This is a genomic window from Sphingomonas sp. 28-62-11, from assembly GCF_002278865.1.
In the GTDB taxonomy this organism is placed as follows: domain Bacteria; phylum Pseudomonadota; class Alphaproteobacteria; order Sphingomonadales; family Sphingomonadaceae; genus Sphingomonas.
In genome coordinates this window covers 1-26,216 of sequence record NZ_NCGB01000001.1, presented here as the reverse complement: position 1 = coordinate 26,216, position 26,216 = coordinate 1, and the positions used below count along the sequence as shown (strand labels likewise).

The following is a 26,216-nucleotide window of genomic DNA, read 5'->3' as shown; positions in this document are numbered from 1 at the left end:
TCGAACAACGGGGAGCACGACGATGTGGCGGTATCTGGCAGCAGGCGTCGGTGCAGTGTTGCTGATCATTGTTGGTTATACCTTTGCGACCTCGGGGGCGGCGCAGCGCAGTGGACTGCCCAATGCACCGCTTGCTGCGATGGCTGGGCAGGACGCGGAATTGCCCGATAGCGTGCCTGAAGCATCCGCCAAAACCCGCGAACAAAAGCGCTTTGGCCGGTATGACAAGGACAAGGACGGCGCGATCACGCGTGCGGAATATCTTGCCTCGCGGCGAAAAGCCTATGCCCGGCTGGATACCAATGGCGACGGGCAGCTCTCTTTCGACGAATGGGCGGCCAAGACGACGGCGCGCTTTGCTACCGCCGATGCTGACAAAAATGGCGCGATGAACCCGACCGAATTCGCAACGACCGCCCCAAAACGCCGCGCCAGGGTCACCCCGAAATGCGCTTGCCCTGCACCTTCCCCCCCGAGCGAGGATGAGGGCTAGGCGCCGCCCTGCTCAGCCAGCCAGGCGTCCTTTTGCGCTTCAGCATCGGCATTGGTGATGACGCGTTCGTGGATATGGCCGACCGCCCAGGACAGGCCGTGATCGATATAGACCTTTACCCCGGCATCGGTCAGTTCGCGAAAGAATGAGACGTCCTCACCCATCCGCGCCGTCGTGCCGGGCAGCAGCTTGCGATCGAACGGTGCCCATTGCGCCCAGCCGACGCCCTTTTCGACATGCGCCTTGACCTGGTGAAGCACGTTCATGTCGATCAGGCACAGCGCGAGCCCGACATGATAGACTTCCTCCACCGTGCCTGCCTGCGCCAGCGCGGCGGTAGTCCACACATGCTCCATCTCCCCCTTGTCGTTCAGCCGAACCGCGACGGGCCCGGTTGGCTCGCTGCGCCGGGGCTGGTTGCAGCCGACGACCGGCAGCTTGTGCCGGAGCAGCCGCAACAGCGTATCGCGCGGGAAGACATGATCGCTGTCGAGCCAGAGCAGATAGCGCGCCTGCCACATGATCGCCCGCTTGAGCAGCTCGGTGCGGCTGTGCGGCAGATCAGAGGAAGAGATGGAGAAAATCTCGATCTCGAGCGGTCCTGTCGCCGGGGGCGGGGCCATCAGGCTATGCGCCACCATCCGGGCGAGGCTGATGGCGAATTCGCCCTTAGTGTCGCCGTAACGGGGAATGCAGATCGCGATCTTCATCGATGCCTCCTTAAGCCGCCATCCATGCTGCCAGCGCGGTGCGCGCGCGGCCGGTATACATTCGTTTGCGATCTGCCTTTTTGGTGCGCCCCTCGATCGGCGGGAACAGCCCGAAATTGACGTTCATCGGCTGATAGGTCTCGGCCACCGCCGCGCCGGTGATGTGGTGGAGCAGCGCGCCAAGTGCGGTCTCGACCGGTGGCGGGGTCAGCGCGCGCCCGGCAAGCTCGGCGGCGGCGAAACGCCCCGCGATCAGTCCGATCGCCGCACTTTCGATATAGCCTTCGCACCCGGTGATCTGCCCCGCGAAACGGATGTTGGGACGCGATTTCAGCCGCAATGTGGGATCGAGCAACTCGGGCGACCGGATGAAAGTGTTGCGATGCAAGCCCCCCAGCCGCGCGAACTCGGCATTTTCCAGCCCCGGAATCGTGCGGAAAAGCCGTACCTGCTCGGCATGTTTCAGCTTGGTCTGGAACCCCACGATGTTCCACAGCGTGCCGCTGGCATTGTCCTGCCGCAACTGCACCACCGCATATGGCCAGCGCCCCGTGCGCGGATCATCGAGCCCGACCGGCTTCATCGGGCCGTAGCGGAGTGTATCCACCCCGCGCGCGGCCATCACCTCGATCGGCATACACCCCTCGAAATAGGGCACATCCTCCCATTCCTTGAACTCGGTTTTCTCACCGTCGATCAGGCCGTGATGAAAGGCCAGATACTGATCCTTGTTCATCGCGCAGTTGATGTAATCGGCCGTTTCGCCCTTATCCCAGCGCGATTGCATCCAGGCGAGCGACATATCGATGCTGTCGCGGTGGACGATCGGCGCGAGCGCATCGAAAAAGGCGAGCGCATCCTTGCCGGTCGCAGCGCCGATGCTGTCGGCAAGGCCGGGCGCGGTGAGGGGGCCGGTCGCGACAATCGCCAGCCCCTCGGCAGGCAGCACATCGATGCGTTCGCGGACGATGGTGACATTGGGATGCGCGGAGAGTGCCGCCGTTACGCCAGCCGAAAAATCATCGCGGTCCACCGCCAGCGCTGATCCGGCCGGAACGCGGTGCTTATCGCCCTCGCGCAGGATCAGCGACCCCAGGTCCCGCATTTCGGCGTGGAGCAGCCCAACCGCATTCGCCTCGGCATCATCCGAGCGGAAACTGTTCGAACAGACGAGCTCGGCAAGGCCCACGGTCTGGTGCGCTGGGGTCATTTCCCCCGATCCGCGCATTTCCGATAGTTTCACGCGAAAACCGGCCTCGGCGAGCTGCCAGGCGGCTTCGGACCCGGCGAGGCCGCCGCCGATGATATGGATGTCATGAATCATGGAATGGGGCGATAGCGGGCATGGGCGATCATGGCAAAGTTGCGGATCGTTGGAAGGTGAAGTTGCGGAAGTTGCGGGTCTCCATCGCTTTTGGTTGCGGGGCAAAATTCAGGAAAAATGGCGCGTGCAGAGGTGTTTATTCCGGGGATGAGTGCGATGTTCATGGCTTGTTCTTACATCGGCTTGCGCCTTGTAGGAAAGGCGCATTTCAAAGCATGTGTTCCCGCGAAGGCGGGGACCCAGTCTGGAAGTGTGGGGTTGGGAATGTCCCACATGCCCAAGGATTGTCCGGGGGACAATTCGCCCCCACACTCGCCTTCGCTCGGGTACAATGTCGTAGTTGGTGAAGGGGCGGCAATGAAAGACAAATGGCTATTGGGCGCAGCATTGATTGCCGGGGCGAGTTATTTGCCCGCTGACTGGCTGCTCGCCGATGGCCCTCTGCTCGTCGTGTGGAAAGGCGCGGGTGTTGCACTGCTGGCGCTTTGGGCGGCACGGCAGGCGCGTTCGCTCGAAGGGTGGTTGCTCGCCGCGATCATGGCGCTGGGGGCGGCGGGCGATGTGCTGCTCGAAGTGGCGGGGCTCACCACGGGAGCGATAGCGTTTCTTGCCGGGCATCTGGTGGCGATCGCTCTGTATGCGCGCAACCTGCGGCCGCTGCGCTGGCAGGCCGACGCGCCGATCGCCGTCGGGCGGCTGTTGATCATTCCATTGCTGGCGTTCGTTTTCCCCGCCGATCGCGCCGCCGCGCCGGGCATCGCGCTCTATGCCACCGGCCTTGGTGCAATGGCAGCGATGGCGTGGCTGAGTAGTTTCCCGAGGAATTGGGTATCGTTCGGCGCACTGCTGTTTGCGGTTAGCGACTTACTGATCTTCGCGCGACTGGGGCCACTGACGGGGTCGATCATCCCCGATCTGCTGGTATGGCCGCTGTATTTCGGCGGGCAGGCGATGATCGCCTGGGGTGTGGCAGCGGCGCTGGCGCGGCGCCGGGCAAAGTAAAACCTAGCCCTGCTCGTCGATCACGTTCTGGATCGCTTTGCGCAGCGCATCGCGCGTCTGATACAGCCAGTTGCCAGAGCCACGGCCCTTCGGCTCTTCCCAGCGTTCGGTAATCTCCACGGCAAGACCATCGGCGTCGAGTGGTTCGCCTGCCGCACGCTTGCGGGCGATGGCTTCCTCGATTTCGGTGCGAAGAATGTGGTCGATATCCATGATTCAGCAGCTCGTCGGCATAGGGCTTAGTCGATTCGGTCGCTGGGGCGCCGTAACCTGCATAATGCTATGATGGCTTTGAGAGCCTTTGGGAATATGGGCGATGGACGATGGCTGCGAAAGCGCTAACGCGGCACCGCCAGCAGCCAGGGCTTTACCTGGCCGGTTGGCTTTGGCGCGCCATCGAGCCGCCTTGCCGAGATGATGCGGATGGGCCGCACCAACATCTGCCCGCGCATCCCGTCACTGCCCCCCGCCGTCGGCTGGGCAAGGATTTTGCGCACAATGTCCATGCCCTGCACGACATGTCCGAATGCCGCATAGCCCTTATGCCCTGGCCGCGCATCCATTGCGGGGGCAGGCCCAACGCAGATGAAGTAATTGCCGCCCGCCGATTTCGGGTCCTCGCGCCGCGCCATTGATATCGTGCCACTCAGGTGGCGCACACCGGTCTGGTCGGTGGTTTCGAGGGGGAAGGGGGGCAGGATGCGGCGGGCATCGGTCTTGATTCCGCCCTGGATGAAGCCCTGGCGCGGATCATATTTGGCGCGGGCGGCGCGGTAGAACAGCGTGCCGTCGAAGCGCTTGTCGTCGACATAGGCGAGGAAATTGGCGGCGGTTGCTGGCGCGCGCTTCGTTTCGAGTGCGATGACGATGGGGCCGATGCTGGTCGTCAGCTGCACACGGGTAAGTGTGGCGGCGGCGCGAGGCTTGCGGGCCGACGCACCATTGCTCGCGATCGATAGTGCCAGGCTGGTCGCCAGGACAAACCCGAAGCGGATCATGCGCGCCACAATCGCCTCAGCCCGCGACTGGCAGCTGGACCGCGCCGGTATCGTCGCGCGTCAACTCGCCATAGGCCAGTACCGCCGACAGCGGCAGCGGCGCATAGATGTGCGGGAACAGTTGCCCGCCGCGCGATGGCTCCCATTTCACGACATCGTTAAGCGCATCGAGATCGACCGAGGCGACCCACAGCCCGGTCTGCCCGGCGAAATGCTTGTCGACCGTTTCGGTCAGCTGGGCGTGCGTAGAGAGATGGATATAGCCATCCGCCAGATCGATCGGCGCGCCGGCAAAGCTGCCCTCATGCTCCAGCACCACCATCTGCTCGGCAGTCAGCACCTTATAGGCAACAGGCGTCTTCATTCTGCGTCGGGCGTGTCGGGCGTTTTCGGGGTGTCCGGGGTCTCCGGGGTGTCCGGGGTCTCCGGCGTTTCAGGCGTCTCGGGGGTATCGCTCATCTCGGCTTCCTCATCATCGCTGTCGGTAATCTTCGCCGCGCTCACCACCAGCTCATTCTTGCCAACGTCGAACAGCTTCACGCCCGCCGAGTTGCGCCCGATCACGCGCATGGTCGCGAGCGGCATACGGATCAGTTTGGCCTGGTCAGTCACGAGCATCAACTGATCGCCCTTCGCTGCCGGGAAGCTGGCGACGACCGGGCCGTTGCGGGCGATATTGTCGATATTGGTGATGCCCTGCCCACCGCGCCCGGTACGGCGATATTCGTAAGCGGAGGACAGTTTGCCATAACCGTTCGCGCAGATCGTGAGGATGAACTGCTCGCGCTCGACAAGCTCCTCGTACCGCGCCTGGGTCATCGCGATCCGACCGTCTTTGTCACCCTTCCACGGCGCGAAACGCAGATAGTCCTCGCGCTCCTCAGGCGATGCGCCGACCTTGTGGAGGATCGACAGCGACATAACCTCATCGCCCTCGGCCAGCCGCACGCCGCGCACGCCGGTGGAATTGCGGCTCTGGAACTCGCGGACATCATCGCCGGGGAAACGGATCGCCTTGCCCGCGCGGGTGGCGAGCAGCACATCATCGGCTTCGTCGAGCAGTGCGACGCCGATCAGCCGGTCATCCTCATCCTCGCCCTCGAACTTCATCGCAATCTTGCCGTTCGACGGCACATTGGTGAACGCGTCCATCGAGTTGCGGCGGACATTGCCCTTGGCAGTCGCGAACATGACGTGGAGCTTGCCCCATTCCGCCTCATCCTCGGGCAGCGGCAGCACGGTGGAGATCTTCTCGCCGTCCGCCAGCGGGAGCAGATTGATCATCGGCCGTCCGCGCGTGGCGGGGCCGCCCTCGGGCAGCTTCCACACTTTCATGCGGTAGACTTTGCCATGGGTGGAGAAGAACAGGACGGGCGTGTGCGTGCTCGTCACGAACAGCTCGGTGACGATGTCCTCGTCCTTGGTCGCCATGCCTGCGCGGCCCTTGCCGCCGCGCTTCTGCGCGCGGAAGGTATCGAGCGTGGTGCGCTTGATATAACCCTGCATGGTGACGGTGACGACCATCTCCTCGCGCTCGATCAGGTCTTCGTCGTCGATCCCGTCGGCGGCGGCGGCGATTTCGGTCTTGCGCGGCGTCGCGAACATCTGGCGCACCTCGACCAGCTCGTCGCGCATCACGGCATAGAGCTTCACCCGGTCGCCCAGGATCGCGAGCAGCTCGGTGATCGATTCCGCGAGCGTGTTCAGTTCGTCGCCAATCTCGTCCCGACCAAGCGCGGTGAGCCGGTGGAGCCGCAGCTCCAGAATGGCGCGGACCTGCAGGTCGGAAAGCTTGTAGGTATCGCCCTCCACCTCGGCCTCGACCGCCTCGACCAGCCGGATATAGGGCAAAATCTCCGCCACCGGCCACTCACGCGCGGCCAATGATGCACGCGCGATGGCGGGGTTCGCCGAACCACGGATGATCCGCACGACCTCGTCCATATTGGTGACCGCGATCACCAGCCCGAGCAAGATGTGCGCGCGCTCGCGGGCCTTGAGCAGCTCATATTTCGAGCGGCGGGTGATCACTTCCTCGCGGAATTTGACGAACGCCTCGATGATGTCGCGCAGGTTCAGCGTCTCGGGCCGGCCGCCGCGGATTGCGAGCATGTTGGCGGGGAAGCTCGATTGCGCGGGCGTGTGGCGCCACAGCTGGTTGAGCACCACTTCGGGGGTCGCATCACGCTTCAGATCGATGACGATGCGGACGCCTTCGCGATTCGATTCGTCGCGAATGTCGCTGATGCCCTCGACGCGCTTTTCCTTGGCGGCCTCGGCGATCTTCTCGACCAGGCCGTTCTTGCCGGTCTGGTAAGGGATTTCGGTGAGGACGATCGAGCGCTTGTCGCCGCGCCCTTCCTCGATCTTATAGCGCGAGCGCACGATGATCGATCCGCGACCCTCGGCATAGGCATTGCGGCAGCCGGTGCGGCCAAGGATGATCGCGCCGGTCGGGAAATCGGGGCCGGGGACGATCTCCATCAGCTCTTCGATCGTCAACGGATCGCCGCCATCGACTGCACGGTCGATCATCGCGAGGCACGCATCGACGACTTCGCCGAGATTATGCGGCGGGATGTTGGTCGCCATGCCGACGGCGATGCCGCCCGCGCCATTGACGAGGATGTTGGGGAAGCGCGCGGGGAGGACCGTTGGCTCTTCGCGCGAGCCGTCATAGTTGGGCGCGAAATCGACAGTGTCCTTGTCGATATCGCTCAGCAGCATCATCGCCGCCTTGGTCAGTCGCGCTTCGGTATAGCGCATCGACGCGGGCATATCGGGGTCCATCGACCCGAAATTGCCCTGGCCATCCATCAGCATCACCCGCATCGCCCAATCCTGCGCAAGCCGGGCGAGCGCCATGTAGATCGAGCTATCGCCGTGCGGGTGATAGTTACCCATCACGTCGCCGACGATCTTGGCGCATTTGCGATAAGGTTTGCCGGGGACGAAGCCGCCCTCCTGGCTGGCATAGAGGATGCGGCGGTGAACGGGCTTCAACCCGTCACGCACATCGGGCAGCGCGCGCGCGACGATGACGCTCATCGCATAATCGAGATAGCTCGACCGCATCTCGTCGACGATGCTGATCGGGGTGACGTCTGATGGGTCGGCGAGCAGTGTCTCGTCGGTCAATTTATGGCGCTTTCGGATGGTGTTTCGTTTGTGTGACGGTTCTAGCCCGCCTGACCGCCTTTGTCACGCTCGCGCGCGTGCGCAGGCGAGGGCTTCGAGCACCAGAAGCGCATCTTAACCTGTTCGACCGAATCAGTCCGTCAGATCGTCCGGCGATCGAACGGCAGGCCCGAAAGTCCCGCCTGCCGCTTTTGCGCCAGTGTCTGGAAGTCGCACAGCACGCCGCGGTAGAAGCCGGTGCACGACAGCGCGAAATAGAGCAGCCACAGCCGGGTCCGGGTCAGCCCCGCCTCGGCAATTGCTGCTTCGCGATTGGCGTAGAGATTTTCGCTCCATGCCTTGAGCGACAGGTAATAATGCTCGCGCATGCTCTCGACGTCGCGCACCTCGAAGCCGTGCCGCTCGAGATCAGTCGTCGTCATGCCGATATAATCGAGTTCGCCACCGGGGAAGATATAGCGGTTGATGACCTTCATATAGGCAGTGCGCTTGCGGAATTTGGTGATGTCCAGCGTGGCGCGCCGGGTTGTCGCCTGATGGAAATACAGGCCATGCGGCACCAGCAACCGGTGCATCTGGCGGTAATGCGTGTCGTAATTGTCGATGCCGACATGCTCGAACATGCCGACCTGGGCGATCTTGGTATAGGCGCCCGGCGTTTCGATCGTCCGGTAGTCGCGCAGCTCGATCGTCACGCGGTCGCTCAGGCCGCGTTCGGCGGCGCGCGCGACTGCACGGTCATGTTGGGCCTGCGATAGCGTCACGCCGTGCACCCGGGCGCCGAAATGCTCGGCGGCATGGCACGCCAGCCCACCCCAGCCACAGCCGAGATCGAGCATGTGATCCTGATCGTTCAGCATCAGCTTGCGACAGATCAGGTCCATCTTGGCCATCTGCGCATCGGCGAGGCTGGTTTCGGGCGAGGCGAAGACGGCGCTCGAATACTGCATCTCGGGATCGAGAAACAGCGAATAGAAGGCGTTCGACACGTCATAATGAAACTGGATCATTGCGGTATCATCCCGCCCGCGACCGAACAGCGCGCCGACCCGCTGACCAAAGCTCAGCTCTTCGCCCGTCGACTCGAACGAAAAGGCAAACGGCCAGGCCGCCTTCAGAATCAACCCACGGTCGACCGACCGGGCCAGCCGCACCGCGCGGAGGTGATCCCAGCGTTGTAACGCCTCAAGCGGACTGCCGCCGGTGATGTCGATCCCGCCAGCGATATAGATTTCCACTAGAGTCATCAGCTTGGGGCTGCGGATCAACGATCCGATCACTCCGGGCGAGGCGATGACGATGCGGATATCGTCGCGGGCATTGGGGCCAAGCGGCAGCACTTCGCCGTTCCACAGCTGCACGCTGGCATCGGCCTGAAGATGCTCCGCGATATGCGCGATGATGGTTCGTGCGCTTTCCAGCAACCTGCTCATAGGGTATGCTGTTGCTGCGAACTGAGACGAAATCAATGCAGGATCGCGGTGACGTAAACTAAATCGCCAGCACCCGATCGTCGAACAGACCAAACATCAGCGTCGACGCATAATAGGCAATCGCGCGGTCGCGCGGCATCGTGCTGGCCCATTTGCGCATGTCGAATGCCGCATTCTGCAACGCCATCAGCGCTTGGGCGGCGATAAGGGGGTCGATGGCACGGATTGAACCTTCGGCAATCCCGTCGTTCATCATCCCGGCGTAGCGCCGCGCGATCCGGTTTGATCGCGCAACCATCGCGCTGCGCACTGAGCGCGGCAGGCCGGACAACGCCGTGGTACGCATCAATGGCCCGCGTTCGGAAAACTGGATTTCAAGCAAGGTCGCGATCGTGCTCGACAATTGCTGCCAGTAACTGCCGGGCACCTCTTCCGACAGCCGCTGTGCATTGGTGATCGTGTCCAGGCTCCTTCGGTAACAGGCGATGACCAGATCGTCCTTGGCATCGAGATGGTGGTAAAAGCTGCCTTTGGTCACATTTAGTTGTGATGCGATTTTCTGCACCGATGCACCGCGATAGCCGAGTTCGTTGATCAGCCGGGTGGCGGCGAGCAGAAACGCCTCGCGACCGCTTTCACCCTCATCATGATCCAGATCGATGCGGGATGGGGTCCAGCGTGCCGTATCGGGTGCGATCCCGTTGGCAAACACCGCCATCAGCCGCTGTTCAACGCGGGAAAACTGATCGGGATCGTACCGAACCAGCCACACCGGCAGCCAGAACGTGTTTTCGAGCAGCACATGCGCCCGCGCGCCGAACAGATCGGTATGCGCCCGCGTCTCGCCCGGGCCCCATAGCGCGCGCGTGCGGCGAAACACATCGCGCCACCCCGCCATCAGCCGGCCACGCACCGGCTCCTCCATCGCGCGCAAATCGGAAAGCACGGCAAACGACGTCGCTTCCCCGCGCTGAATCCGCGCCAGCCGATCCATGTTAAGGGCCAGATACCGCGCCACGCGCTGCTGCGGCGTCGGCAATTCCATCGCATCCGCCAGCATCGCCTGAAGCTGATCAAGCGTGTATTCGAAGCACGCGGCGGCCAGATCTTCCTTGCGCTTGAAGTAATAGGTTACGCTGGTGGTATTCAGGCCGACGCGCTGGGCGACATCGGCAAAGGTCATGCCCTTGGCGCTTTGTTCGTTGATCGCCTGGGCGGCGGCAGCCAGGATCGCATCACGTTTGGCGCGAAAGCGTTTGGTGCTTCCGTCGGCATTGTCTTGAATTGTTGCCCCAGCCTCCATCGCACGAGCTTAACAGCATCTTTTCGAAGAAACAGTCCTTTTTGCAACAGGGTGAAACCAACCCATTTGAAGCAAGAAAAGCTGAAAATGCCCCTCTACAGCGGCTTTACCGAAAACGCGGTACGGTCTAAGCCACGATCTACAAAGCAGTTGGAGAGAGTGGCATGGATTTCACCCTGAGCGAGCGCGAGACCTATTTCCGGGACCGGGTGAAGGGCTTTATCGATCAGCAAATCCGGCCGCGCGATCACATCTACGAGCAGCAATCGCATGAAGGCGAACGGTGGAAGGTTATCCCCGTCATCGAAGAGATGAAGGTAAAGACCAAGGAAGCCGGGCTGTGGAATTTCTTCATGCCGCCGCATTCGGGGCAGCAGCATGTCGATGACAGTTTCGAATTCGAAGGCACCCAGCTTACCAACCTCGAATATGCGCTTTGCGCCGAGGAAATGGGCAAGATCGGCTGGGCCAGCGAGTGCTTCAACTGCTCCGCGCCCGATACCGGCAACATGGAAGTGCTCCACCGTTATGGCACGCGCGAGCAGAAGGAACAGTGGCTCAAGCCGCTGATGCACGGCGAGATCCGCTCGGCGTTCCTGATGACCGAGCCTGCCGTTGCGTCGTCGGACGCGACCAACATCGAAACCAGCATGGTCCGCGACGGCGATCATTATGTCATCAACGGCGTCAAATGGTGGTCGTCGGGCGTTGGCGATCCGCGCTGCAAGATCGCGATCGTGATGGGCAAGACAAACCCTGAAGGATCACGCCACAGCCAGCAGAGCCAGATCCTGGTGCCGATGGATGCGCCGGGTGTCACCATCAAGCGGATGCTGAGCGTCTATGGCTATGATCACGCGCCACACGGCCACGGCGAAGTTGAGCTGAAGGACGTCCGCGTGCCGGTCGAAAACGTGCTGCTCGGCGAGGGGCGCGGCTTCGAAATCGCGCAAGGCCGGCTCGGGCCGGGCCGTATCCATCACTGCATGCGCACGATTGGCGTGGCAGAAGTCGCGATCGAGGCGATGGCCAAGCGGCTGCTGACCCGCGTCGCGTTCGGCAAGCGGATCGCCGATCACTCGATCTGGGAACAGCGGATCGCCAAGGCGCGGATCGACATCGAGATGACCCGGCTGCTCTGCCTGAAGGCTGCCGACATGATGGACAAGGCCGGTAACAAGAGCGCGCAGCAGGAAATCGCGATGATCAAGGTCGCCGCGCCCAACATGGCGCTGTCGATCCTTGACGATGCGATCCAGGCCCATGGCGGTGGCGGCGTGTCCGACGATTTCCACCTGGCCCATGCCTGGGCGGCGATGCGGACGTTGCGTTTTGCCGATGGTCCGGATGAAGTCCACAACCGGGCAATCGCGCGGAATGAGTTCGGCAAGTACGCGGACTTGCCAGAAGCGGTCGCGGCGAAGGAAATGGTGCGGCGCTAGGCGAGTATTCTCAAACCGCAACCGTCACCCCGGATACTTCGACAAGCTCAGCAGAGCCTTGTTCCGGGGTCCACTCCTCCACCATCGCTTCGGCTCATGAGGCGTGGTGGGCCCCGGAACAAGTCCGGGGTGGCGGTTGGTTGTCGGCCGACGTTGATTGCAATTTGCGACTGAGGGAAAATCGTACGTGAAAGCAGCCGTCCTTTACGAACCCAAGATGGACCTCGTGATCGAGGATATCCGCATCGACAACCCCGGCCCGCGTGAGGTGCTGATCCGTACCGTCGCGTGCGGGGTGTGCCGGTCGGACCTGCACTTCGTCGATGGCAGCTTCCCGCACCCGATGCCGACGGTGCCGGGGCATGAGGCGGCAGGGATCGTCGAGGCGGTCGGCAGTGATGTCGCGCGGCTGAAGGTCGGCGATCATGTCATCACCTTTTTCACCGTCTTTTGCGGCAGTTGCGAGATGTGCGTCACCGGCCGCCCGTCGCTGTGCGTCGATCCGTCGACCAAGCGCGCCAAGGGGGCGGAACCGCGGATCAGCCTGAAGGACGGCACCCCGCTCGCGCCGTTCCTTAACCTGTCGGCCTATGCCGAAATGATGCTGGTGCATGAAAATGCCTGTGTCGCGATCAGCAAGGAGATGCCGCTGGATCGCGCGGCACTCCTTGGCTGCGCCGTCATCACCGGCGCGGGGTCGATCTTCAACGACAGCCGCTTGCGCAGCGGAGAGACGGTCGCCGTCATCGGCTGCGGTGGCATTGGCCTGGCCGCGATCAATGCCGCCAAAATCGCCGGTGCCGGGATGATCATCGCGATCGATCCGGTGGCGGACAAGCGCGCGCTCGCCGAGCGGCTGGGGGCCACGCACGGCTTCGATTCGAACGAGCCTGATCTCGCCAAGAAGATCGCCGGGCTAACGGGCGGCGGGGTTGATTACGCGATCGAGGCGGTCGGGCGCCCGAATACCGCCGAACTCGCCTGGGCGCTGCTCAAGCGCGGCGGCACCGCGACGATCCTCGGCATGATTGCCCCGGGCAATATGGTCAGCATCCCCGGCCCGAGCTTCCTGACGGGCAAGAAGCTGCAAGGCTCGCTGCTCGGCTCCACCCGTTTCCCGATCGACATGCCGCGCCTTGTGCAGCTCTATCTCGACGGCAAGCTCGATCTCGACACGATGGTCGCTGAACGGATTACGCTGGAAGGGGTCAACGATGCGCTGGCGAAGCTGCGTACCGGCGATACCGTCCGTTCGGTCATCGAGTTCGCCTGATGACGATCGCCGATGCCGCCCCCCAGACGATCGAGGTGCCTGAAAAGGACCGGTTCGACGAGGCGAAGTTGACCGCTTGGATGGTCGCCCATGTCGAGGGGTTCGCGCCGCCGCTGACCTATGCCAAGTTCGCAGGCGGACAGTCCAACCCGACCTTCAAGATCAGCGCGCCATCAGGCGAGTATGTGTTGCGGCGCAAACCGTTCGGCAATTTGCTGCCCTCGGCGCATGCGGTTGACCGCGAGTACCGCGTGATCGCCGGGCTGTATCCGACCGGTTTCCCGGTTGCGCGGCCTTATGGGCTTTGTACCGACCCCGATGTGCTTGGCACCGACTTCTACGTCATGGGCTTCGCCGATGGCCGCAATTTGTGGGACGGGACGCTGCCGGACTATGCGCCTGATGAGCGGACCGGCGTCTATAACGCGATGTGCGATGCGCTCGCCGCGCTCCACAATACCGATCACGAGGCGGCGGGGCTGGGCGATTATGGCCGCCCCGGCAATTATTTCGAGCGCCAGGTCGCGCGCTGGACCAAGCAATATCGCGCGTCCGAGACCGAGCATATGGAATCGGTCGAAAAGCTGATCGACTATCTCGCCCGCACGGTGCCCGAACAGACGCGCACATCGGTGGTGCACGGCGATTTCCGCATCGACAACATGATCTTCCACAAGACGGAGCCGCGCGTCATCGCGCTGCTCGATTGGGAATTGTCGACGCTGGGCGATCCGCTCGCCGATTTCAGCTATTTCCTGATGAGCTGGGTGACAGCGCCTGAGGGTAGGTCCGGCGTGATGGGCCACACCGGTCCTGAAACCGGCATCCCGACGATCGAGGACATGGTCGCGCGCTATTGCGCCGCCACCGGCCGCGACGGCGTGCCCGATCTCAACTGGTATTTCGCCTATAATCTGTTCCGGCTGACGGGCATCGTCCAGGGCATCAAGAAGCGCATCGTCGAGGGAACGGCCTCCAGCGCGCAAGCGGAAAAATCCGCGGCGGGGGTGTACCGGCTGGCGGATGCCGCCTGGGGTTTCGCGCAGATGGCGGGGGCTTGAGATCCAGTGTTCCTGCGCAGGCAGGAACCCGGAGCCACGAGCGATGTGCTTAGTAACCCTGGGCTCCTGCCTTCGCAGGAGCACTAGCGGGGAGAGGGAATTGAAATGAGCCAATTCGACCTAACCGGCCATGTCGCCATTATCACCGGCTCGTCGCGCGGGATTGGCAAGGCCAGCGCATGGGAACTCGCTGAGCACGGCGCCAAGGTCGTTATCTCCAGCCGCAAGCAGGATGCCTGCGATGAAGTTGCCGCCGAGATCAATGGCAAGTTCGGGGAGGGGACCGCGATTGCGATCGCTGCGAACATCTCCGACAAGGCGGGGCTCCAGCATCTCGTCGACGAAACCCGCGCCGCGTTCGGCAAGGTCGACATCCTCGTCTGCAATGCCGCGTCGAACCCCTATTATGGCCCGCAGGAGGGGATTGCCGATGATCAGTTCCGCAAGATCCTCGACAACAATATCGTCTCCAACCATTGGCTGATCAGCATGGTCGCCCCCGAAATGCGCGATCGCAAAGCAGGGAGCATCATCATCATTTCGTCGATCGGCGGCATTCGCGGCACGCCGATCATCGGCGCCTATGCGATCTCCAAGGCCGCCGACATGCAGCTCGCGCGCAATCTGGCGCACGAATATGGGCCGTTCAATGTGCGGGTAAACTGCATCGCGCCCGGCCTGATCCGCACCGATTTCGCCCGCGCGCTCTGGGAAAACGAAGCAGCGGTAAAGGCCCGCAACGCGACGACCCCTTTGCGCCGGATCGGTGAGCCGGAGGAGATTGCCGGCGCCGTCGTCTTTCTCGCCAGCCAGGCCAGCGCGTTTATGACCGGGCAAACGATCGTGATCGATGGCGGGGTGACGATCTAACACCACCCGTCACACACACCCGGTTCGTTCCGAAGGGGAATCTAATGCCACGTTTCACCGACAAATCGATCATCGTCACCGGCGCAGGCTCGGGCATCGGCCGTGCGGCATCGATCTTGTTCGCCAGCGAGGGCGGCAAGGTGATCGTCGCCGACAAGACCAGCGGCGCGCATGAAACCGCGAAGATGATCACCGACGCCGGCGGCACTGCGATCGGCGTGATGATGGACGCGGGACTAGAGGAGGACGTGATCCAGACGGTCGCGCTCGCCGTTGAGCATTTCGGCGGACTCGACATCATGTTCGCCAATGCCGGCATTTCAGGCGGGATGGCGAACATTTTCGATACCGATGTCGCGCTGATTACGGAGGTGCTGCGCGTCAACCTGATCGGGCCTTATCTCGCGATCAAGCATGCTGCCCCCAAAATTGCCGAGCGGGGCGGCGGGGCGATCGTGCTGACTGCCAGCGTTGCGGGGATCCGTTCGGGGGCGGGCTCACCGGCCTATTCCGCGTCGAAGGCAGGCGTCATCAATCTCGCGATGGTCTCGGCCCAGCAGCTGTCGGGCTCGAACGTCCGCGTCAACGCCGTTTGCCCCGGGCTCACCGAAACCGGCATGACCAAGCCGACCTTCGATTACGCCCGCGACGCTGGTAAAATGGACCGGGTCGGTCGTCTCAACCCGTTGCGCCGTGGCGCCCAGCCCGAAGAATTGGCCAATGTCGTCGCTTTCCTCGCCTCGGACGATGCGAGCTATGTCAACGGCCAGGCAATCGCGGTCGATGGCGGGCTCTCCTCGAGCCACCCGGTCACCAAACAGGAATATGGCAAGACGGCGGTTTAGGCCGGGATCAGCTTCGATCGGAAGAACGCGATCACCTCGTCGGCGTTTTGTCGTGTCGGCTCGTGTGGCGCATCGATCAGATCGCCGGTGAAGACGCTATGGGGCGGCTTCCCGGCTTTCATCAGCGGGCTGTTGGGGTTGGCGCAATCATCCGGCAGTTGGATGTTGGTCACGGCGCTGCTGAATACGGTACGGAGGGTTTCGAAGCGTTCCGGGTGAGACAGCGTATCTCCTACGAAGCGATAGGCGCGAATCTCAAGGCCTTCATCCAGCGTCCGCTGCTTGACGCAGGCGAGATCGGCTTTCGATATGTCGAGGCCGGCCGGCTTGGTCACCGGCATGCCAGGCTGCGACAGCACCGGCGCGATCACCGCTGGATCGACCGCCATCGACAGGGCGAAACCGCCGGTCAGGCACATGCCGATCGCGCCGACGCCGCTGCCCCCGCATTCCTGATGCAACTGACGGGCGAGTGGCTTCAGCCAATCGACGATCGGGCTGGATTTGTTAGCGGCGAACAGGGAGAATTCGCGGCTGACGCACAGATGGAGCAACCGGCTTCGCGTGATGGCCTCGCGGTTGGTCGCATCGGGGGTGCCGAGCAGGATCGGCGCATAGGCGCGCATCCCGGCCTCGGCGATCCAGCGGCAGAAGCGCGCGAGCGAGGGTGTGAAGCCATAGACTTCGTGGATCACGATCACCGCCGGGCCGGCATCGCCGATGCAGAGCACCGGCTTGGTCTTGCCCGCAAAGGTAAAATCGCGGCGAGTGAAATCAGCAATGTCGGTCGTCAACGTCATCGCCGTTACTCCCGGAGCCGGATCAGCCCTTCCTGGGCGCAGCTCGCCACCAGCCTACCGTCGCGCGCATAGATGCGACCCCGGTTGAACCCGCGCGCATGGCCCGCCCAGGGGCTGTCGCACGCGTAAAGCAGCCATTCGTCGGCGCGGAACGGCTCGTGAATCCACACCGTGTGGTCAAGGCTGGCGGTCTGCAGCTTGTGCGTCATCCAGTTGACGCCGTGCGCCAGCGTCGCGGTGCCTAGCAGCGACATGTCGCTCGCATAGGCCAGGATCGCGCGGTGCAGCGCCGGATCATCATCGACCGGCGCGACGACGCGGAACCAGCTGTTTTGCTTGGGCTCCTGCTTGACCGGGTTGAACCAGCTGCGGGGGCTGACCGGGCGGATATCGACCATCCGTGGCCGCATGAAATTGGCGCGGAACCGCTCGGGGATCTTGTCGATCATGGCGAGGCGCAAGTCACGGTCGGACGCCAGATCCTCGGGCATCGGCACGTCGGGCATTGCATCCTGATGCGCGAGGCCGCCTTCGGGCACCTGCAGCGAGCAGGTCATGCTCAGGATCGGCTGGCCCTTTTGCATCGCGATCACGCGGCGTGTGGCAAAGCTTTTGCCATCGAAATCGCGCAGCACGCGGTAGATAATCGGATGCTCCTCTGCCCCCGGCCGCATGAAATAGGCGTGGAGCGAATGCGCAGCCTTTGGGGAATCGGTCGATCGCTGCGCTGCCTGCAGCGCCTGCGCGATCACCTGCCCACCGAACACGCGGCCGAAACCGTCATTGCCGCGCTTGCCGCGATACAGATCGGTATCGATCTCCTCGACATCGAGCAGATCGACCAGATTCGGTCCCCCTCCCCGTGCCGGGGAGGATTTAGCCTTCAATACCCCGCCGCCCGCGCAATCTGATCGGCATGGAAATTCGCGTCGCCGAACATCTCCGCCAGCACACGGCCGCGCTTCATGTAAAAGCCGATGTCATATTCGTCGGTCATGCCGATGCCGCCGTGCATCTGCACGCCTTCCTGCACCGCGAGTGTCGTCGCCATCGCGGTCATTGCTTTGGCGACAGATACCGCTTCGTCAGCCTTGGCATCGCCCGCATCGAGCAATTGCTGCGCCTTGAGGACGGCCGCACGTGCGACCTCCATCTCCGAATAGAGGTGCGCGGCGCGGTGCTGGAGTGCCTGGAAGCTGCCGATCCGCACGCCGAACTGCTTGCGCTCCTTCAGATAGTTCACGGTCATGTCCATTGCGCCCGCGCCGACACCGAGCAACTCGGCCGACGCGCCAACGCGACCCGCGCGCAGCAGGCGATTGAGTGGATCGCCGCCATGATCGACCTCGCCGATCACCGCATCGGCATCGACTTCGACTCCGTCGAACTTCAGCCGCGCAGCAAGCGAAGAGTCAGCCAGCCGCTCGGCTTCTGACGTCAGCCCGGCGGCGTTGCGGTCGACTGCGAAGAGCGTGATCCCGTTCGTATCATCAGCCGCACCCGCCGTTCGCGCGGCGACGATGATGACATCGGCGACATGGCCATGCGTGACGAACTGCTTGGCGCCGGTCAGCTTGAAGCCATTGCCCGATCGTTCGGCCTTCATGCCGACCGTGGCGCGGTGCTTGGCGCCCTCGTCGATCGCGAGCGCTGCGACGGTATCGCCGCTCAGGATGCCGGGGAAAAAGCGTGCGGTATGCGGCGTGCCCTTGAGCGCCTCGACAGCGGCGACGGCGGTGGCGAGGAAAGGAGAGGGCGAGAGGTTGCGCCCGATCTCCTCGAGCACCACGCCTGCTTCGACATGGCCGAGCCCGAGCCCGCCATCGTCCTCGCCGATCAAAATGCCGGTCAGGCCAAGCTCGGCGAACTGCTTCCACAAATCGCGGCTGAAACCGGTGGCATCCTTGGCATCGCGTAAAGCGCGCATATGCTTGACCGGCGCATGTTCGCCGATGAACCCGCGTGCGGTGTCCTGGAGCTGGATTTGTTCTTCGTTGAGATAGAGAGGCATTGTCGTCCCTTGTGTTCCCGCGCAGGCGGGAACCCAGAGTTCCCTGCGCTGCGCTCAGTAAACCTGGGCTCCTGCCTTCGCAGGAGCACGGCGCGTTAAACGCTCGGCAATTCCAAAATCCGCTTTGCCACGATGTTCAACTGAACCTCGCTGGTCCCGCCTTCGATGGAATTGGCCTTGGTGCGCAGCCAGGCGCGCGGACCTGCGCCGCCCGACGAGCGATCGCTCTCCCATTCGAGCGCGTCGGAGCCACCTGCAGCCATCATCAGCTCATGGCGCGACTTGTTCAGCTCAGTGCCGTAATATTTCATCATGCTCGGCTGAGCAGGATGCGCCTTGCCCGCTTTCAGTTCGTCGATGAACCGTTCGGACATCATCCCGAACGCCTTGGACCGTACCTCGAACTGCGCAATCGCCGCGCGCAGCAGCGGATCGGCAAGCCGGCCTTCGTGATCGAGCCCGACGGTCGCGATTGCGCCCTCGATCAGCGGATTGCCGCCGGTCGAGCCGAGGCCCATGCCCGAAATCATCTCGCGCTCATGCCCGAGCAGATATTTGGCGACGTCCCAGCCTTTATTCTCTTCGTGGACGCGCTGGCTCTTGGGCACCTTCACATTGTCAAAAAACGTCTCGCAGAAGGGTGAATAGCCGCTGATCAGCAGGATCGGCTTGGTCGAGACGCCGGGTGAGGCCATGTCGAACAGCACGAAGCTGATGCCGCCCTGCTTGTTGGTCTTGTCAGTACGGACCAAGCAGAAAATCCAGTCTGCCTTGTCGGCATAGCTGGTCCAGACTTTCTGGCCGTTGATGATGTAGTGATCGCCCGCATCCTCGGCGCTGGTGGCGAGGCTGGCGAGGTCTGACCCGGCATTCGGTTCCGAATAACCCTGACACCAGCGGATTTCACCGCGCGCGATCTTGGGCAGATGCTCGAGTTTCTGCTCCTCGGTGCCATATTTCAGCAATGCTGGCCCGAGCATCGAAATGCCGAAGCTGTTCAGCGGGTTACGGCACTTCATTGCCGCCATTTCTTCACGCAGAATCTTGGTTTCGGCAGGCGAAAGGCCACCGCCGCCATAGGCGACCGGCCAATCGGGCACGGTCCAGCCGCGCGACGCCATCGCGTCCATCCATTCGCGCTGACCGGGCTGATAATCGGCATTGCGGCCACCCCAATTGGCGTCCTTTTCGCTGCGGACCGGCTCGCGCATTTCGGGCGGGCAGTTCACCTCGAGCCAGGCACGGGTCTCGGTGCGGAAGGTTTCCAGGTCGCTCATCGTCTCAGCTCCTCATCAAATCATGCGCGGCGCGCGCGACGGCAATCGCCGTCCAATCATGGTTGTAATCAGCGATCACCTGCACGCCGATCGGCAGGCCATCGGCGTCGGTGCCGATGCGCACGCTAGTCGCAGGCAGCATTGGGAAAGTGGCAAGACCCGGATAGGCAAGCTGCGCGCCGGCGGGCGTCATGGCGCCGTCCATCTGCAACAGCCGTTCGGCCAGCGGCGTATCGTCGTGCGGATAAGCGGTGGTGCCCCACACCGGCGCGATCACGGCGTCATAGTGATGGAACAGCCGCCCCCAGTCACGACGGCACTTCGCCTGCGCATCGATCAGCGAGAACCAGTCGGGCAGCGCCATCGGCGAGCCACCTTCAGGCGGTGCACCGCGTGCCATCGCCGTCAGCAGCATGCGGACGTAATTCATATATTGCAGCGTCAAATCGGGCAGCAGATCGCTGGCATGATCAACCGTTGCGCCAGCTGCTGCAAAGGCGGCACCCGTCGCCGTGATCGCCGCCTTGATCGATGCCTGGGCCGGGGCAAGCGGGTGTTCGGGCAGCAACAGGATGCGCCATTCGCCTGGGCCGCGCGGGGCAGGGCGGGCGAGCGTATCGCCGCCCATGACGTCGAACAGCGCCTCCAGATCATCGGCATCGCGCGCCAAGGGGCCGATGACGTTCAGCGCAACGCCACAGCCTTCCGTGCGCGGGAAGTTATGGCCGAAACTTAACAGCGCATTGTAAGTCGGTTTGTGGCCCCAAACGCCACAGAATGCCGCGGGGGTCCGGATGGAGCCACCGATGTCCGAGCCGATCTCGATCGGCACGAACCCCGCCGCAAGCGCCGCCGCCGCGCCGCCCGACGATCCGCCGGGGACGCGATCAGGATTGATCGGGTTGCGGGTGCGGCCATAGACGGGGTTGTTGGTCTGAATATCGGCAAGCGCCACGGGCACATTGGTCTTGCCTAAAATCACCGCGCCCGCGCGCTTCAGCCGCTGGACCGCGACCGCATCCTCGCTCGCGACGAAATCGGCATGCTCGGCGAAGCCCCAGCAGCTGACAAGTCCGGCGACGTCGAAGCTTTCCTTCACCGTCATCGGCACGCCGAGCAACGCGCCCGCGGTGTCGCCCGCCGCCACCCGCACATCAACCGCGTGCGCCTGTTCCAGTGCCCGGTCGAAATCGCGGACGACGACCGCGTTGATATCGCCATCGCCCGCTTCGATCCGGGCAATCGCCGCCTCGCATTCGGCGAGTGCGGTTGTCTCTCCCGCACGGATCGCAGCGGCGGTGGCGAGGGCCGTCTTCACCTAAATCCTCCCCGGGACGGGGAGGTGGCGGCGCGAAGCGGCGACGGAGGGGGCGGGCAGCAAGCGTTGTACTCGAGGCGGTCCCCCTCCCCGTAAACGGGGAGGAATGTCGCAGCAGCGGTCACTTGAACCGCCCGCCGCTCTCGGCATTGCTTTTCAGCAGTTCAGCCACCTTGAAGCCGTGCTTCTCCAGCCCCGCGACGATCTTCTTCGCGCCTTCGGTATCCGCCCAGAACATCGGCCCGCCGCGATAGACCGGCCAGCCATAGCCATAAATCCACACGACATCGATGTCGCTCGCGCGCTGCGCCATCTTTTCTTCAAGGATCAGCGCGCCTTCGTTGACCATCGTGTAGAGCGTGCGTTCGATGATTTCTTCATCGGTGATCTCGCGCCTGGGCAGGTTCGAACGGCTGCGGAAATCCTCGATGATCTCGGCGACCCGCGGGGAGGGGGAGGGGTTCCGCTTCTCGTCATAATCGTAAAAGCCCGCCGACTTTTTCTGCCCCCAGCGCCCTTCGGCGCATAGCGCATCGCGGATGCTTTCGATGCGGGTTTCGTCGCGGTGCCAGCCGATATCGACGCCGGCGAGATCGCTCATCTGGAACGGCCCCATCGGCATGCCGAATTCGACATGGACGCGGTCGATCTGCTCAGGGGTAGCACCCTCCATCAGCAGTTTGTTCGCCTCTACCTGGCGCGGCATCAGCATGCGGTTGCCGATAAAGCCGTGGCACACGCCGGAGACGACGGCGACCTTCTTGATCGTCTTGGCCAGTGCCATCACGGTTGCGAGCACATCGTCCGCTGTCTTTGCGCCGCGCACGACCTCGAGCAGCTTCATCACATTGGCGGGCGAGAAGAAATGCATGCCGAGCACGTCCTGCGGGCGGCTGGTGCTCGCGGCGATCTCGTCGATGTTGAGGTAGCTGGTGTTCGACGCGAGGATCGCGCCCTGCTTGACGATCTTGTCGAGCTTGCCGAACAGCTCCTTCTTCACGTCCATGCTCTCATACACCGCCTCGATCACCAGATCGCAGTCGGCTAGGTCTTCCAGGTTGAGCGTTGGGGTGAGCGCGCCCATCGCGAGCGCGACCTGCTCGGGCTTCAACCGGCCCTTGGCGGCGGAGGCCTCGTAATTCTTGCGGATCACCCCAGTGCCGCGATCGAGCGCTTCCTGCTGCATCTCGACGATCGTCACGGGGATGCCAGCGCTCAGGAAGTTCATGCTGATGCCGCCGCCCATCGTGCCCGCGCCGATCACGCCGACCTTCTTGATCGGGCGCAGCGCAATGGCGGGGTCGATGCCGTCGATCTTGGCGGCCTGACGCTCGGCGAAGAACAGATGGCGCTGCGCGGCGGATTGCACGCCCATCATCAGCTTCATGAATTCTTGCCGCTCGAACGCGATGCCCTCGGCAAAGGTTGAGCCATCGGTGGCTTTCTCCACGCAGGCGATGTTGGCGGCGGGGGCATCGAAGCCGCGGAAGCGCTTGGCGTTTTCCTTCTTGAAGGCAGCGACCGCCTCGGGATCGGCCTCGGCGGTCTTTTCGCTCGCGCGGGGCAGGGGGCGGACGCTCGCGACTTCGCGCGCAAAGGCGATGGCATCTGCGGCGAGCGAGTTTTCGCCCGCCAGCCGGTCGATCAGCCCCGCGGTCATCGCGCGTGCGGCGGAGATCGGATCGCCCTTTGCAGTCATTTCCAGCGCCAGCGCGACACCGGCCACGCGCGGAATCCGCTGCGTGCCGCCGGCACCGGGCAACAGGCCGAGCTTCACCTCGGGCGTGCCGATCTTGGCCGAGGGCACCGCGATCCGGTAATGGCAGCCAAGCGTCACCTCGCACCCGCCGCCCAGCGCAGTGCCGTGGATCGCGGCGATGACGGGCTTTTCGCTCGATTCGATCATGTCGATCACCGTCGGCAGGCCGGGTTCCTGCATCGGGCGGCCGAATTCGGTAATGTCGGCGCCTGCAAAGAAGGTCTTGCCGTCGCAGCGGATCACCACTGCCTTGATCGCCTCATCGGCGGCGGCTTCCTTCAGCCCCGCCTCCAGCCCCTGGCGCACGGCCGCGCCCAGCGCGTTGACCGGCGGGTTGTTCGAAATGATGACGAGCACGTCGCCGTGGCGTTCGGTGGTGATGGGTGAAGTCATTTCATTCTCTCCATTGTTCCCCCGCGAAAGCGAGGGTCCAGAGCCGCAGGCGCGGCGTTTGTGATTCTGGGCTCCTGCCTTCGCAGGAGCACCCGCTGGTCAAGGTCAGGTCAACGCACTGTAAATCAACGTCTTCAGCTCCCGCCGAATGGGGTAGGCGCTCGATGGGCGCAGCTGCGTCATGAACACCATATGGATGCGCTCCACAGGGTCGATGAAGAACGCGGTGGAGAACATCCCCCCCCAATAATATTCGCCTTCGGAGCCCGGGATCATCGACCGCGCGACATCGATATTCACCGCAAAACCAAGCCCGAAGCCCGTCCCCGCATTCGCTGCCTCGCTGAACAGGGACTTCGACATGCTCGCCAGATCCGCGCCACCGGGCAGGTGATTGCGCGTCATCAAGTCGATCGTCTTGCGCCCGACGATCCGCACCCCGTCCAGCGTCCCGCCATTCAGGCACATGCTGCAAAAGCGGTGATAATCGAGCGCAGTCGATACCAGCCCGCCACCGCCGGACAGGAAGCGCGGCTGGCGGCTCCACGCGCTCTTCTCACCGCGATCGAACATCACCGGTTTGCCGCCGGGGACGAAATCATAGCAATCGGTCAGCCGGTGAACCTTGTCCTCGGGCACCGCAAAGAAGGTGTCGTGCATGCCGAGCGGCGCAAAAATCCGCGTGCGGTAAAATTCGTCGAGCTTCATCCCCGATACCCGCTGGATCACCGCGCCCAGCACATCGGTCGCCACCGAATAATTCCACGCGGACCCCGGCGAAAACTCCAGCGGCAACTTGCCCAGCGCGCCCACAAACTCATCGAGATCGAAATTGCCGTGCCAGTTCTCCAGCTTCCCCTCACGGTACGCCGCATCCACGTTCGACCGGTTCTGGAAGCCATAGGTCAGCCCCGCGGTATGCCGCAGCAGATCGACCATCCGCATCGGCTCGTCGGTCGGCTTGGTCATGAAGGGCACGCCGGCGCCGCCGCCATTATAGACGCCCAGCCCCTTGAATTCGGGGAGCACGTGGTGAACCGGCGTGTCGACCGCGACCAGCCCTTCCTCCACCAGCATCATGAACGCGATCGAGGTGACCGGCTTGGTCATGCTCGCAATCCGGAACAGCGATGTCTCGTCGATCGCCGCGCCACCCTCCCGCGCCGCACCTTGGCTCGAAAAATGGACGATCTCGCCATCACGGGCGATCAAAATCTGGGCATTGGGCAGCTTGCCCGGCGCGACATAACGATCGCGCAGCAGCGTATCGATGCGGGCAAGCCGCGCGGAATCAAGGCCGTGCGATTCGGGCTTGGCGATCTTCATGCCTGTTCCATACCCTGCGCCATACCCCTGCTTCGAAACTTGTGATCCCCTATTGCCTTGAGTGGCGCGTGAATCAACACTAACCTTGGGCAAAATGGCAGATAAGCCAAACCCGAAATTCAAGAGTTGGAGAAGATACCGTGGCCGATACGTCTCTCAACGAGCCCCTTATTGCGCTCGATCCGTCCTGGCCGAAAATGTCGATGGCGGAAATTGACGCCATCCTGACGGCGCCCGGCGCGCGGTTTGAGATGGAGACGGTTGAGATTGGCGGCGTCCCCACCCGCACCTGGAAGAATGCGCCCGCCAACCTCGCGCTGCTCGTCCAGATGGCGCGCGCCTATGGTGCCCGCGAATTCACCATTCATGAGGATGAGCGCGTCACCTATGAAGCGCAGTACCGCGCCGTCGCCACCTTCGCCACCAAGCTTCAGGCGATGGGCGTCGGCAAGGGGGACCGGGTCGCGCTCGCCATGCGTAACCTGCCCGAATGGCCGGTGATCTTCTTCGCCACGGTGAGCATCGGCGCGATCATCGTGCCGCTCAACGCGTGGTGGACCGCGGGTGAGCTCGATTACGGCATCAATGATTCGGGTGCGAAGCTGCTGATCCTCGATGATGAGCGGCATGAACGGCTGTCGGGCCATTATGAGGCGTTTGCGGGGGTCGAGCGCATCCTCGTCGCCCGCGCCACCGCACCGCTCACCGGCAAGGCAAGCCGCCTCGAAGACCTAATCGGCACCCCGCATGACTGGGCAGCTCTGCCCGAAGTGCCATTCCCCCAGGTTGCCATCGCGCCGGAGGATGACGCGACGATCTTCTACACCAGCGGCACCACCGGCAACCCCAAGGGCGCGCTCGGCACGCACCGCAACCTCATCACCAATATCTTCTCCAGCGCGTTCGGCGCGGCCCGCACCTTGATGCGCCGCGGCGATGAAATCCCGGCACCCACCCCCAAGACGCTCCTCACCGTCATCCCGCTCTTCCACGTCACCGCGTGCAGCGCCGCGCTGATGGGCGTGGTCGCGGCGGGCAGCACGATGATCTTCATGCGCAAATGGGATCCCGTCCGCGCGATGGAGATTATCGAGCGCGAAAAGGTCCACGCTACCGGCGGCGTGCCGACCATCGCGTGGCAATTGCTCGAACATCCCGATCGCCCGAAATATGATCTTTCGTCGCTGGAGGCGATTTCGTACGGCGGCGCCCCCTCCGCACCCGAACTGGTCAAGCGCATCTATACCGAATTCGGCGCGCTGCCCGGCAATGGCTGGGGCATGACGGAGACGATGGCGACCGTCACTGGCCATAGCGCCGAGGATTATCTCAACCGCCCGACCAGCGCCGGGCCGCCAGTCGCCGTCGCCGATCTGAAGATCATGGATGAGGACGGCGTGAACGAGCTGCCCGTGGGCGAAGTCGGCGAGCTATGGGCGC

24 protein-coding genes are annotated in these 26,216 nt (G+C 63.3%); 8 read left to right on the top strand and 16 right to left on the bottom strand.

Features of this window, described 5'->3' with window-relative positions; all coding sequences use genetic code 11:
* The first annotated feature begins 22 nt into the window (after positions 1-22).
* Positions 23-493, top strand: coding sequence for an EF-hand domain-containing protein (locus B7Y49_RS00120; protein ID WP_374125522.1), 471 nt, complete (start codon positions 23-25; stop codon positions 491-493).
* Here the strand turns inward: B7Y49_RS00120 and B7Y49_RS00115 are convergent.
* The 3 genes from B7Y49_RS00115 to B7Y49_RS00105 are packed head-to-tail and all read right to left on the bottom strand — an operon-like array spanning position 490 to position 2,691.
* The gene (locus B7Y49_RS00115; protein WP_374125521.1) at positions 490-1,203 is read right to left on the bottom strand and encodes a hypothetical protein; all 714 of its coding nucleotides are present in this window, start codon (positions 1,201-1,203) and stop codon (positions 490-492) included. The genes B7Y49_RS00120 and B7Y49_RS00115 overlap by 4 nt on opposite strands.
* A gap of 10 nt (positions 1,204-1,213) precedes the next feature.
* Entirely contained in the window at positions 1,214-2,527 is a 1,314-nt protein-coding gene (trmFO, locus tag B7Y49_RS00110) for a methylenetetrahydrofolate--tRNA-(uracil(54)-C(5))-methyltransferase (FADH(2)-oxidizing) TrmFO (protein WP_374125520.1), read from the bottom strand.
* Positions 2,524-2,691: a hypothetical protein gene (locus B7Y49_RS00105; RefSeq protein WP_374125519.1), complete on the bottom strand. Its 168-nt coding sequence runs from the start codon at positions 2,689-2,691 to the stop codon at positions 2,524-2,526. Before B7Y49_RS00105 ends, trmFO begins: the two co-directional genes overlap by 4 nt.
* 193 nt (positions 2,692-2,884) lie before the next feature.
* Between B7Y49_RS00105 and B7Y49_RS00100 the strand changes: the two genes are divergently transcribed.
* The gene (locus tag B7Y49_RS00100) at positions 2,885-3,529 is read left to right on the top strand and encodes a lysoplasmalogenase family protein (RefSeq protein ID WP_374125518.1); all 645 of its coding nucleotides are present in this window, start codon (positions 2,885-2,887) and stop codon (positions 3,527-3,529) included.
* 3 nt (positions 3,530-3,532) lie between these two features.
* Here B7Y49_RS00100 and B7Y49_RS00095 read toward each other — a convergent pair whose 3' ends face one another.
* The 6 genes from B7Y49_RS00095 to B7Y49_RS00070 form a co-directional block, all read right to left on the bottom strand.
* Positions 3,533-3,742, bottom strand: a complete 210-nt coding sequence (locus B7Y49_RS00095) for a hypothetical protein (RefSeq protein WP_374125517.1) — start codon at positions 3,740-3,742, stop codon at positions 3,533-3,535.
* 125 nt (positions 3,743-3,867) lie between these two features.
* Positions 3,868-4,527, bottom strand: a complete 660-nt coding sequence (locus tag B7Y49_RS00090; protein WP_374125516.1) for a peptidylprolyl isomerase — start codon at positions 4,525-4,527, stop codon at positions 3,868-3,870.
* 16 nt (positions 4,528-4,543) lie between these two features.
* Positions 4,544-4,891 (bottom strand): DUF952 domain-containing protein, encoded by a 348-nt coding sequence (locus tag B7Y49_RS00085; protein WP_374125515.1) that lies wholly within the window; start codon positions 4,889-4,891, stop codon positions 4,544-4,546.
* Positions 4,888-7,665 (bottom strand): DNA gyrase subunit A, encoded by a 2,778-nt coding sequence (gyrA, locus tag B7Y49_RS00080; RefSeq protein WP_374125514.1) that lies wholly within the window; start codon positions 7,663-7,665, stop codon positions 4,888-4,890. The genes B7Y49_RS00085 and gyrA overlap by 4 nt, the downstream gene beginning before the upstream one ends.
* Before the next feature lie 140 nt (positions 7,666-7,805).
* Positions 7,806-9,098: a cyclopropane-fatty-acyl-phospholipid synthase family protein gene (locus B7Y49_RS00075; protein WP_374125513.1), complete on the bottom strand. Its 1,293-nt coding sequence runs from the start codon at positions 9,096-9,098 to the stop codon at positions 7,806-7,808.
* Between the two features lie 58 nt (positions 9,099-9,156).
* The gene (locus B7Y49_RS00070) at positions 9,157-10,401 is read right to left on the bottom strand and encodes a TetR/AcrR family transcriptional regulator (RefSeq protein ID WP_374125512.1); all 1,245 of its coding nucleotides are present in this window, start codon (positions 10,399-10,401) and stop codon (positions 9,157-9,159) included.
* A gap of 164 nt (positions 10,402-10,565) precedes the next feature.
* On the opposite strand from B7Y49_RS00070, the gene B7Y49_RS00065 reads away from it, so the two are divergent.
* From B7Y49_RS00065 to B7Y49_RS00045, 5 genes are all read left to right on the top strand, one after another.
* Positions 10,566-11,843 (top strand): acyl-CoA dehydrogenase family protein, encoded by a 1,278-nt coding sequence (locus tag B7Y49_RS00065; RefSeq protein ID WP_374125511.1) that lies wholly within the window; start codon positions 10,566-10,568, stop codon positions 11,841-11,843.
* Between the two features lie 187 nt (positions 11,844-12,030).
* Positions 12,031-13,116: a Zn-dependent alcohol dehydrogenase gene (locus B7Y49_RS00060; RefSeq protein WP_374125510.1), complete on the top strand. Its 1,086-nt coding sequence runs from the start codon at positions 12,031-12,033 to the stop codon at positions 13,114-13,116.
* The gene (locus B7Y49_RS00055) at positions 13,116-14,177 is read left to right on the top strand and encodes a phosphotransferase family protein (RefSeq protein ID WP_374125509.1); all 1,062 of its coding nucleotides are present in this window, start codon (positions 13,116-13,118) and stop codon (positions 14,175-14,177) included. The genes B7Y49_RS00060 and B7Y49_RS00055 overlap by 1 nt, the downstream gene beginning before the upstream one ends.
* Positions 14,178-14,282: 105 nt before the next feature.
* The gene (locus B7Y49_RS00050; protein WP_374125508.1) at positions 14,283-15,047 is read left to right on the top strand and encodes an SDR family oxidoreductase; all 765 of its coding nucleotides are present in this window, start codon (positions 14,283-14,285) and stop codon (positions 15,045-15,047) included.
* A gap of 44 nt (positions 15,048-15,091) precedes the next feature.
* Complete coding sequence (locus tag B7Y49_RS00045) at positions 15,092-15,892, top strand: SDR family NAD(P)-dependent oxidoreductase (RefSeq protein WP_374125507.1); 801 nt, start codon at positions 15,092-15,094, stop codon at positions 15,890-15,892.
* Here the strand turns inward: B7Y49_RS00045 and B7Y49_RS00040 are convergent.
* From B7Y49_RS00040 to B7Y49_RS00010, 7 genes are all read right to left on the bottom strand, one after another.
* Positions 15,889-16,692, bottom strand: a complete 804-nt coding sequence (locus tag B7Y49_RS00040) for a dienelactone hydrolase family protein (protein ID WP_374125506.1) — start codon at positions 16,690-16,692, stop codon at positions 15,889-15,891. The two genes, B7Y49_RS00045 and B7Y49_RS00040, sit on opposite strands and share 4 nt — an antisense overlap.
* 5 nt (positions 16,693-16,697) lie before the next feature.
* Positions 16,698-17,579, bottom strand: coding sequence for an acyl-CoA thioesterase II (locus tag B7Y49_RS00035; RefSeq protein WP_374125505.1), 882 nt, complete (start codon positions 17,577-17,579; stop codon positions 16,698-16,700).
* Positions 17,576-18,703: an acyl-CoA dehydrogenase family protein gene (locus B7Y49_RS00030; protein WP_374125504.1), complete on the bottom strand. Its 1,128-nt coding sequence runs from the start codon at positions 18,701-18,703 to the stop codon at positions 17,576-17,578. The genes B7Y49_RS00035 and B7Y49_RS00030 overlap by 4 nt, the downstream gene beginning before the upstream one ends.
* Before the next feature lie 95 nt (positions 18,704-18,798).
* Entirely contained in the window at positions 18,799-19,980 is a 1,182-nt protein-coding gene (locus B7Y49_RS00025; RefSeq protein WP_374125503.1) for an acyl-CoA dehydrogenase family protein, read from the bottom strand.
* A gap of 4 nt (positions 19,981-19,984) precedes the next feature.
* A complete protein-coding gene (locus B7Y49_RS00020; RefSeq protein ID WP_374125502.1) occupies positions 19,985-21,298 on the bottom strand; it encodes an amidase family protein in 1,314 nt (437 codons plus the stop codon).
* A 121-nt stretch (positions 21,299-21,419) separates the two neighbouring features.
* Complete coding sequence (locus tag B7Y49_RS00015) at positions 21,420-23,450, bottom strand: 3-hydroxyacyl-CoA dehydrogenase NAD-binding domain-containing protein (protein WP_374125501.1); 2,031 nt, start codon at positions 23,448-23,450, stop codon at positions 21,420-21,422.
* 105 nt (positions 23,451-23,555) lie between these two features.
* Positions 23,556-24,776, bottom strand: a complete 1,221-nt coding sequence (locus B7Y49_RS00010; protein ID WP_374125500.1) for a serine hydrolase — start codon at positions 24,774-24,776, stop codon at positions 23,556-23,558.
* Positions 24,777-24,973: 197 nt separating this feature from the next.
* On the opposite strand from B7Y49_RS00010, the gene B7Y49_RS00005 reads away from it, so the two are divergent.
* Positions 24,974-26,216: class I adenylate-forming enzyme family protein (locus B7Y49_RS00005; protein ID WP_374125656.1), on the top strand; the 1,243-nt coding region annotated here is incomplete at its 3' end.

Coding starts and splice junctions, on each gene's coding strand:
- B7Y49_RS00085 (WP_374125515.1), bottom strand. CDS start 4,891: ATGAAGACGCCTGTTGCCTATAAGGTGCTGACTGCCGAGCAGATGGTG.
- B7Y49_RS00100 (WP_374125518.1), top strand. CDS start 2,885: ATGAAAGACAAATGGCTATTGGGCGCAGCATTGATTGCCGGGGCGAGT.
- B7Y49_RS00090 (WP_374125516.1), bottom strand. CDS start 4,527: ATGATCCGCTTCGGGTTTGTCCTGGCGACCAGCCTGGCACTATCGATC.
- B7Y49_RS00010 (WP_374125500.1), bottom strand. CDS start 24,776: ATGAAGATCGCCAAGCCCGAATCGCACGGCCTTGATTCCGCGCGGCTT.
- B7Y49_RS00050 (WP_374125508.1), top strand. CDS start 14,283: ATGAGCCAATTCGACCTAACCGGCCATGTCGCCATTATCACCGGCTCG.
- B7Y49_RS00025 (WP_374125503.1), bottom strand. CDS start 19,980: ATGAGCGACCTGGAAACCTTCCGCACCGAGACCCGTGCCTGGCTCGAG.
- B7Y49_RS00120 (WP_374125522.1), top strand. CDS start 23: ATGTGGCGGTATCTGGCAGCAGGCGTCGGTGCAGTGTTGCTGATCATT.
- B7Y49_RS00015 (WP_374125501.1), bottom strand. CDS start 23,450: ATGACTTCACCCATCACCACCGAACGCCACGGCGACGTGCTCGTCATC.
- B7Y49_RS00075 (WP_374125513.1), bottom strand. CDS start 9,098: ATGAGCAGGTTGCTGGAAAGCGCACGAACCATCATCGCGCATATCGCG.
- B7Y49_RS00030 (WP_374125504.1), bottom strand. CDS start 18,703: ATGCCTCTCTATCTCAACGAAGAACAAATCCAGCTCCAGGACACCGCA.
- B7Y49_RS00095 (WP_374125517.1), bottom strand. CDS start 3,742: ATGGATATCGACCACATTCTTCGCACCGAAATCGAGGAAGCCATCGCC.
- B7Y49_RS00115 (WP_374125521.1), bottom strand. CDS start 1,203: ATGAAGATCGCGATCTGCATTCCCCGTTACGGCGACACTAAGGGCGAA.
- B7Y49_RS00045 (WP_374125507.1), top strand. CDS start 15,092: ATGCCACGTTTCACCGACAAATCGATCATCGTCACCGGCGCAGGCTCG.
- B7Y49_RS00070 (WP_374125512.1), bottom strand. CDS start 10,401: ATGGAGGCTGGGGCAACAATTCAAGACAATGCCGACGGAAGCACCAAA.
- B7Y49_RS00040 (WP_374125506.1), bottom strand. CDS start 16,692: ATGACGTTGACGACCGACATTGCTGATTTCACTCGCCGCGATTTTACC.
- B7Y49_RS00065 (WP_374125511.1), top strand. CDS start 10,566: ATGGATTTCACCCTGAGCGAGCGCGAGACCTATTTCCGGGACCGGGTG.
- B7Y49_RS00105 (WP_374125519.1), bottom strand. CDS start 2,691: ATGAACATCGCACTCATCCCCGGAATAAACACCTCTGCACGCGCCATT.
- trmFO (WP_374125520.1), bottom strand. CDS start 2,527: ATGATTCATGACATCCATATCATCGGCGGCGGCCTCGCCGGGTCCGAA.
- B7Y49_RS00055 (WP_374125509.1), top strand. CDS start 13,116: ATGACGATCGCCGATGCCGCCCCCCAGACGATCGAGGTGCCTGAAAAG.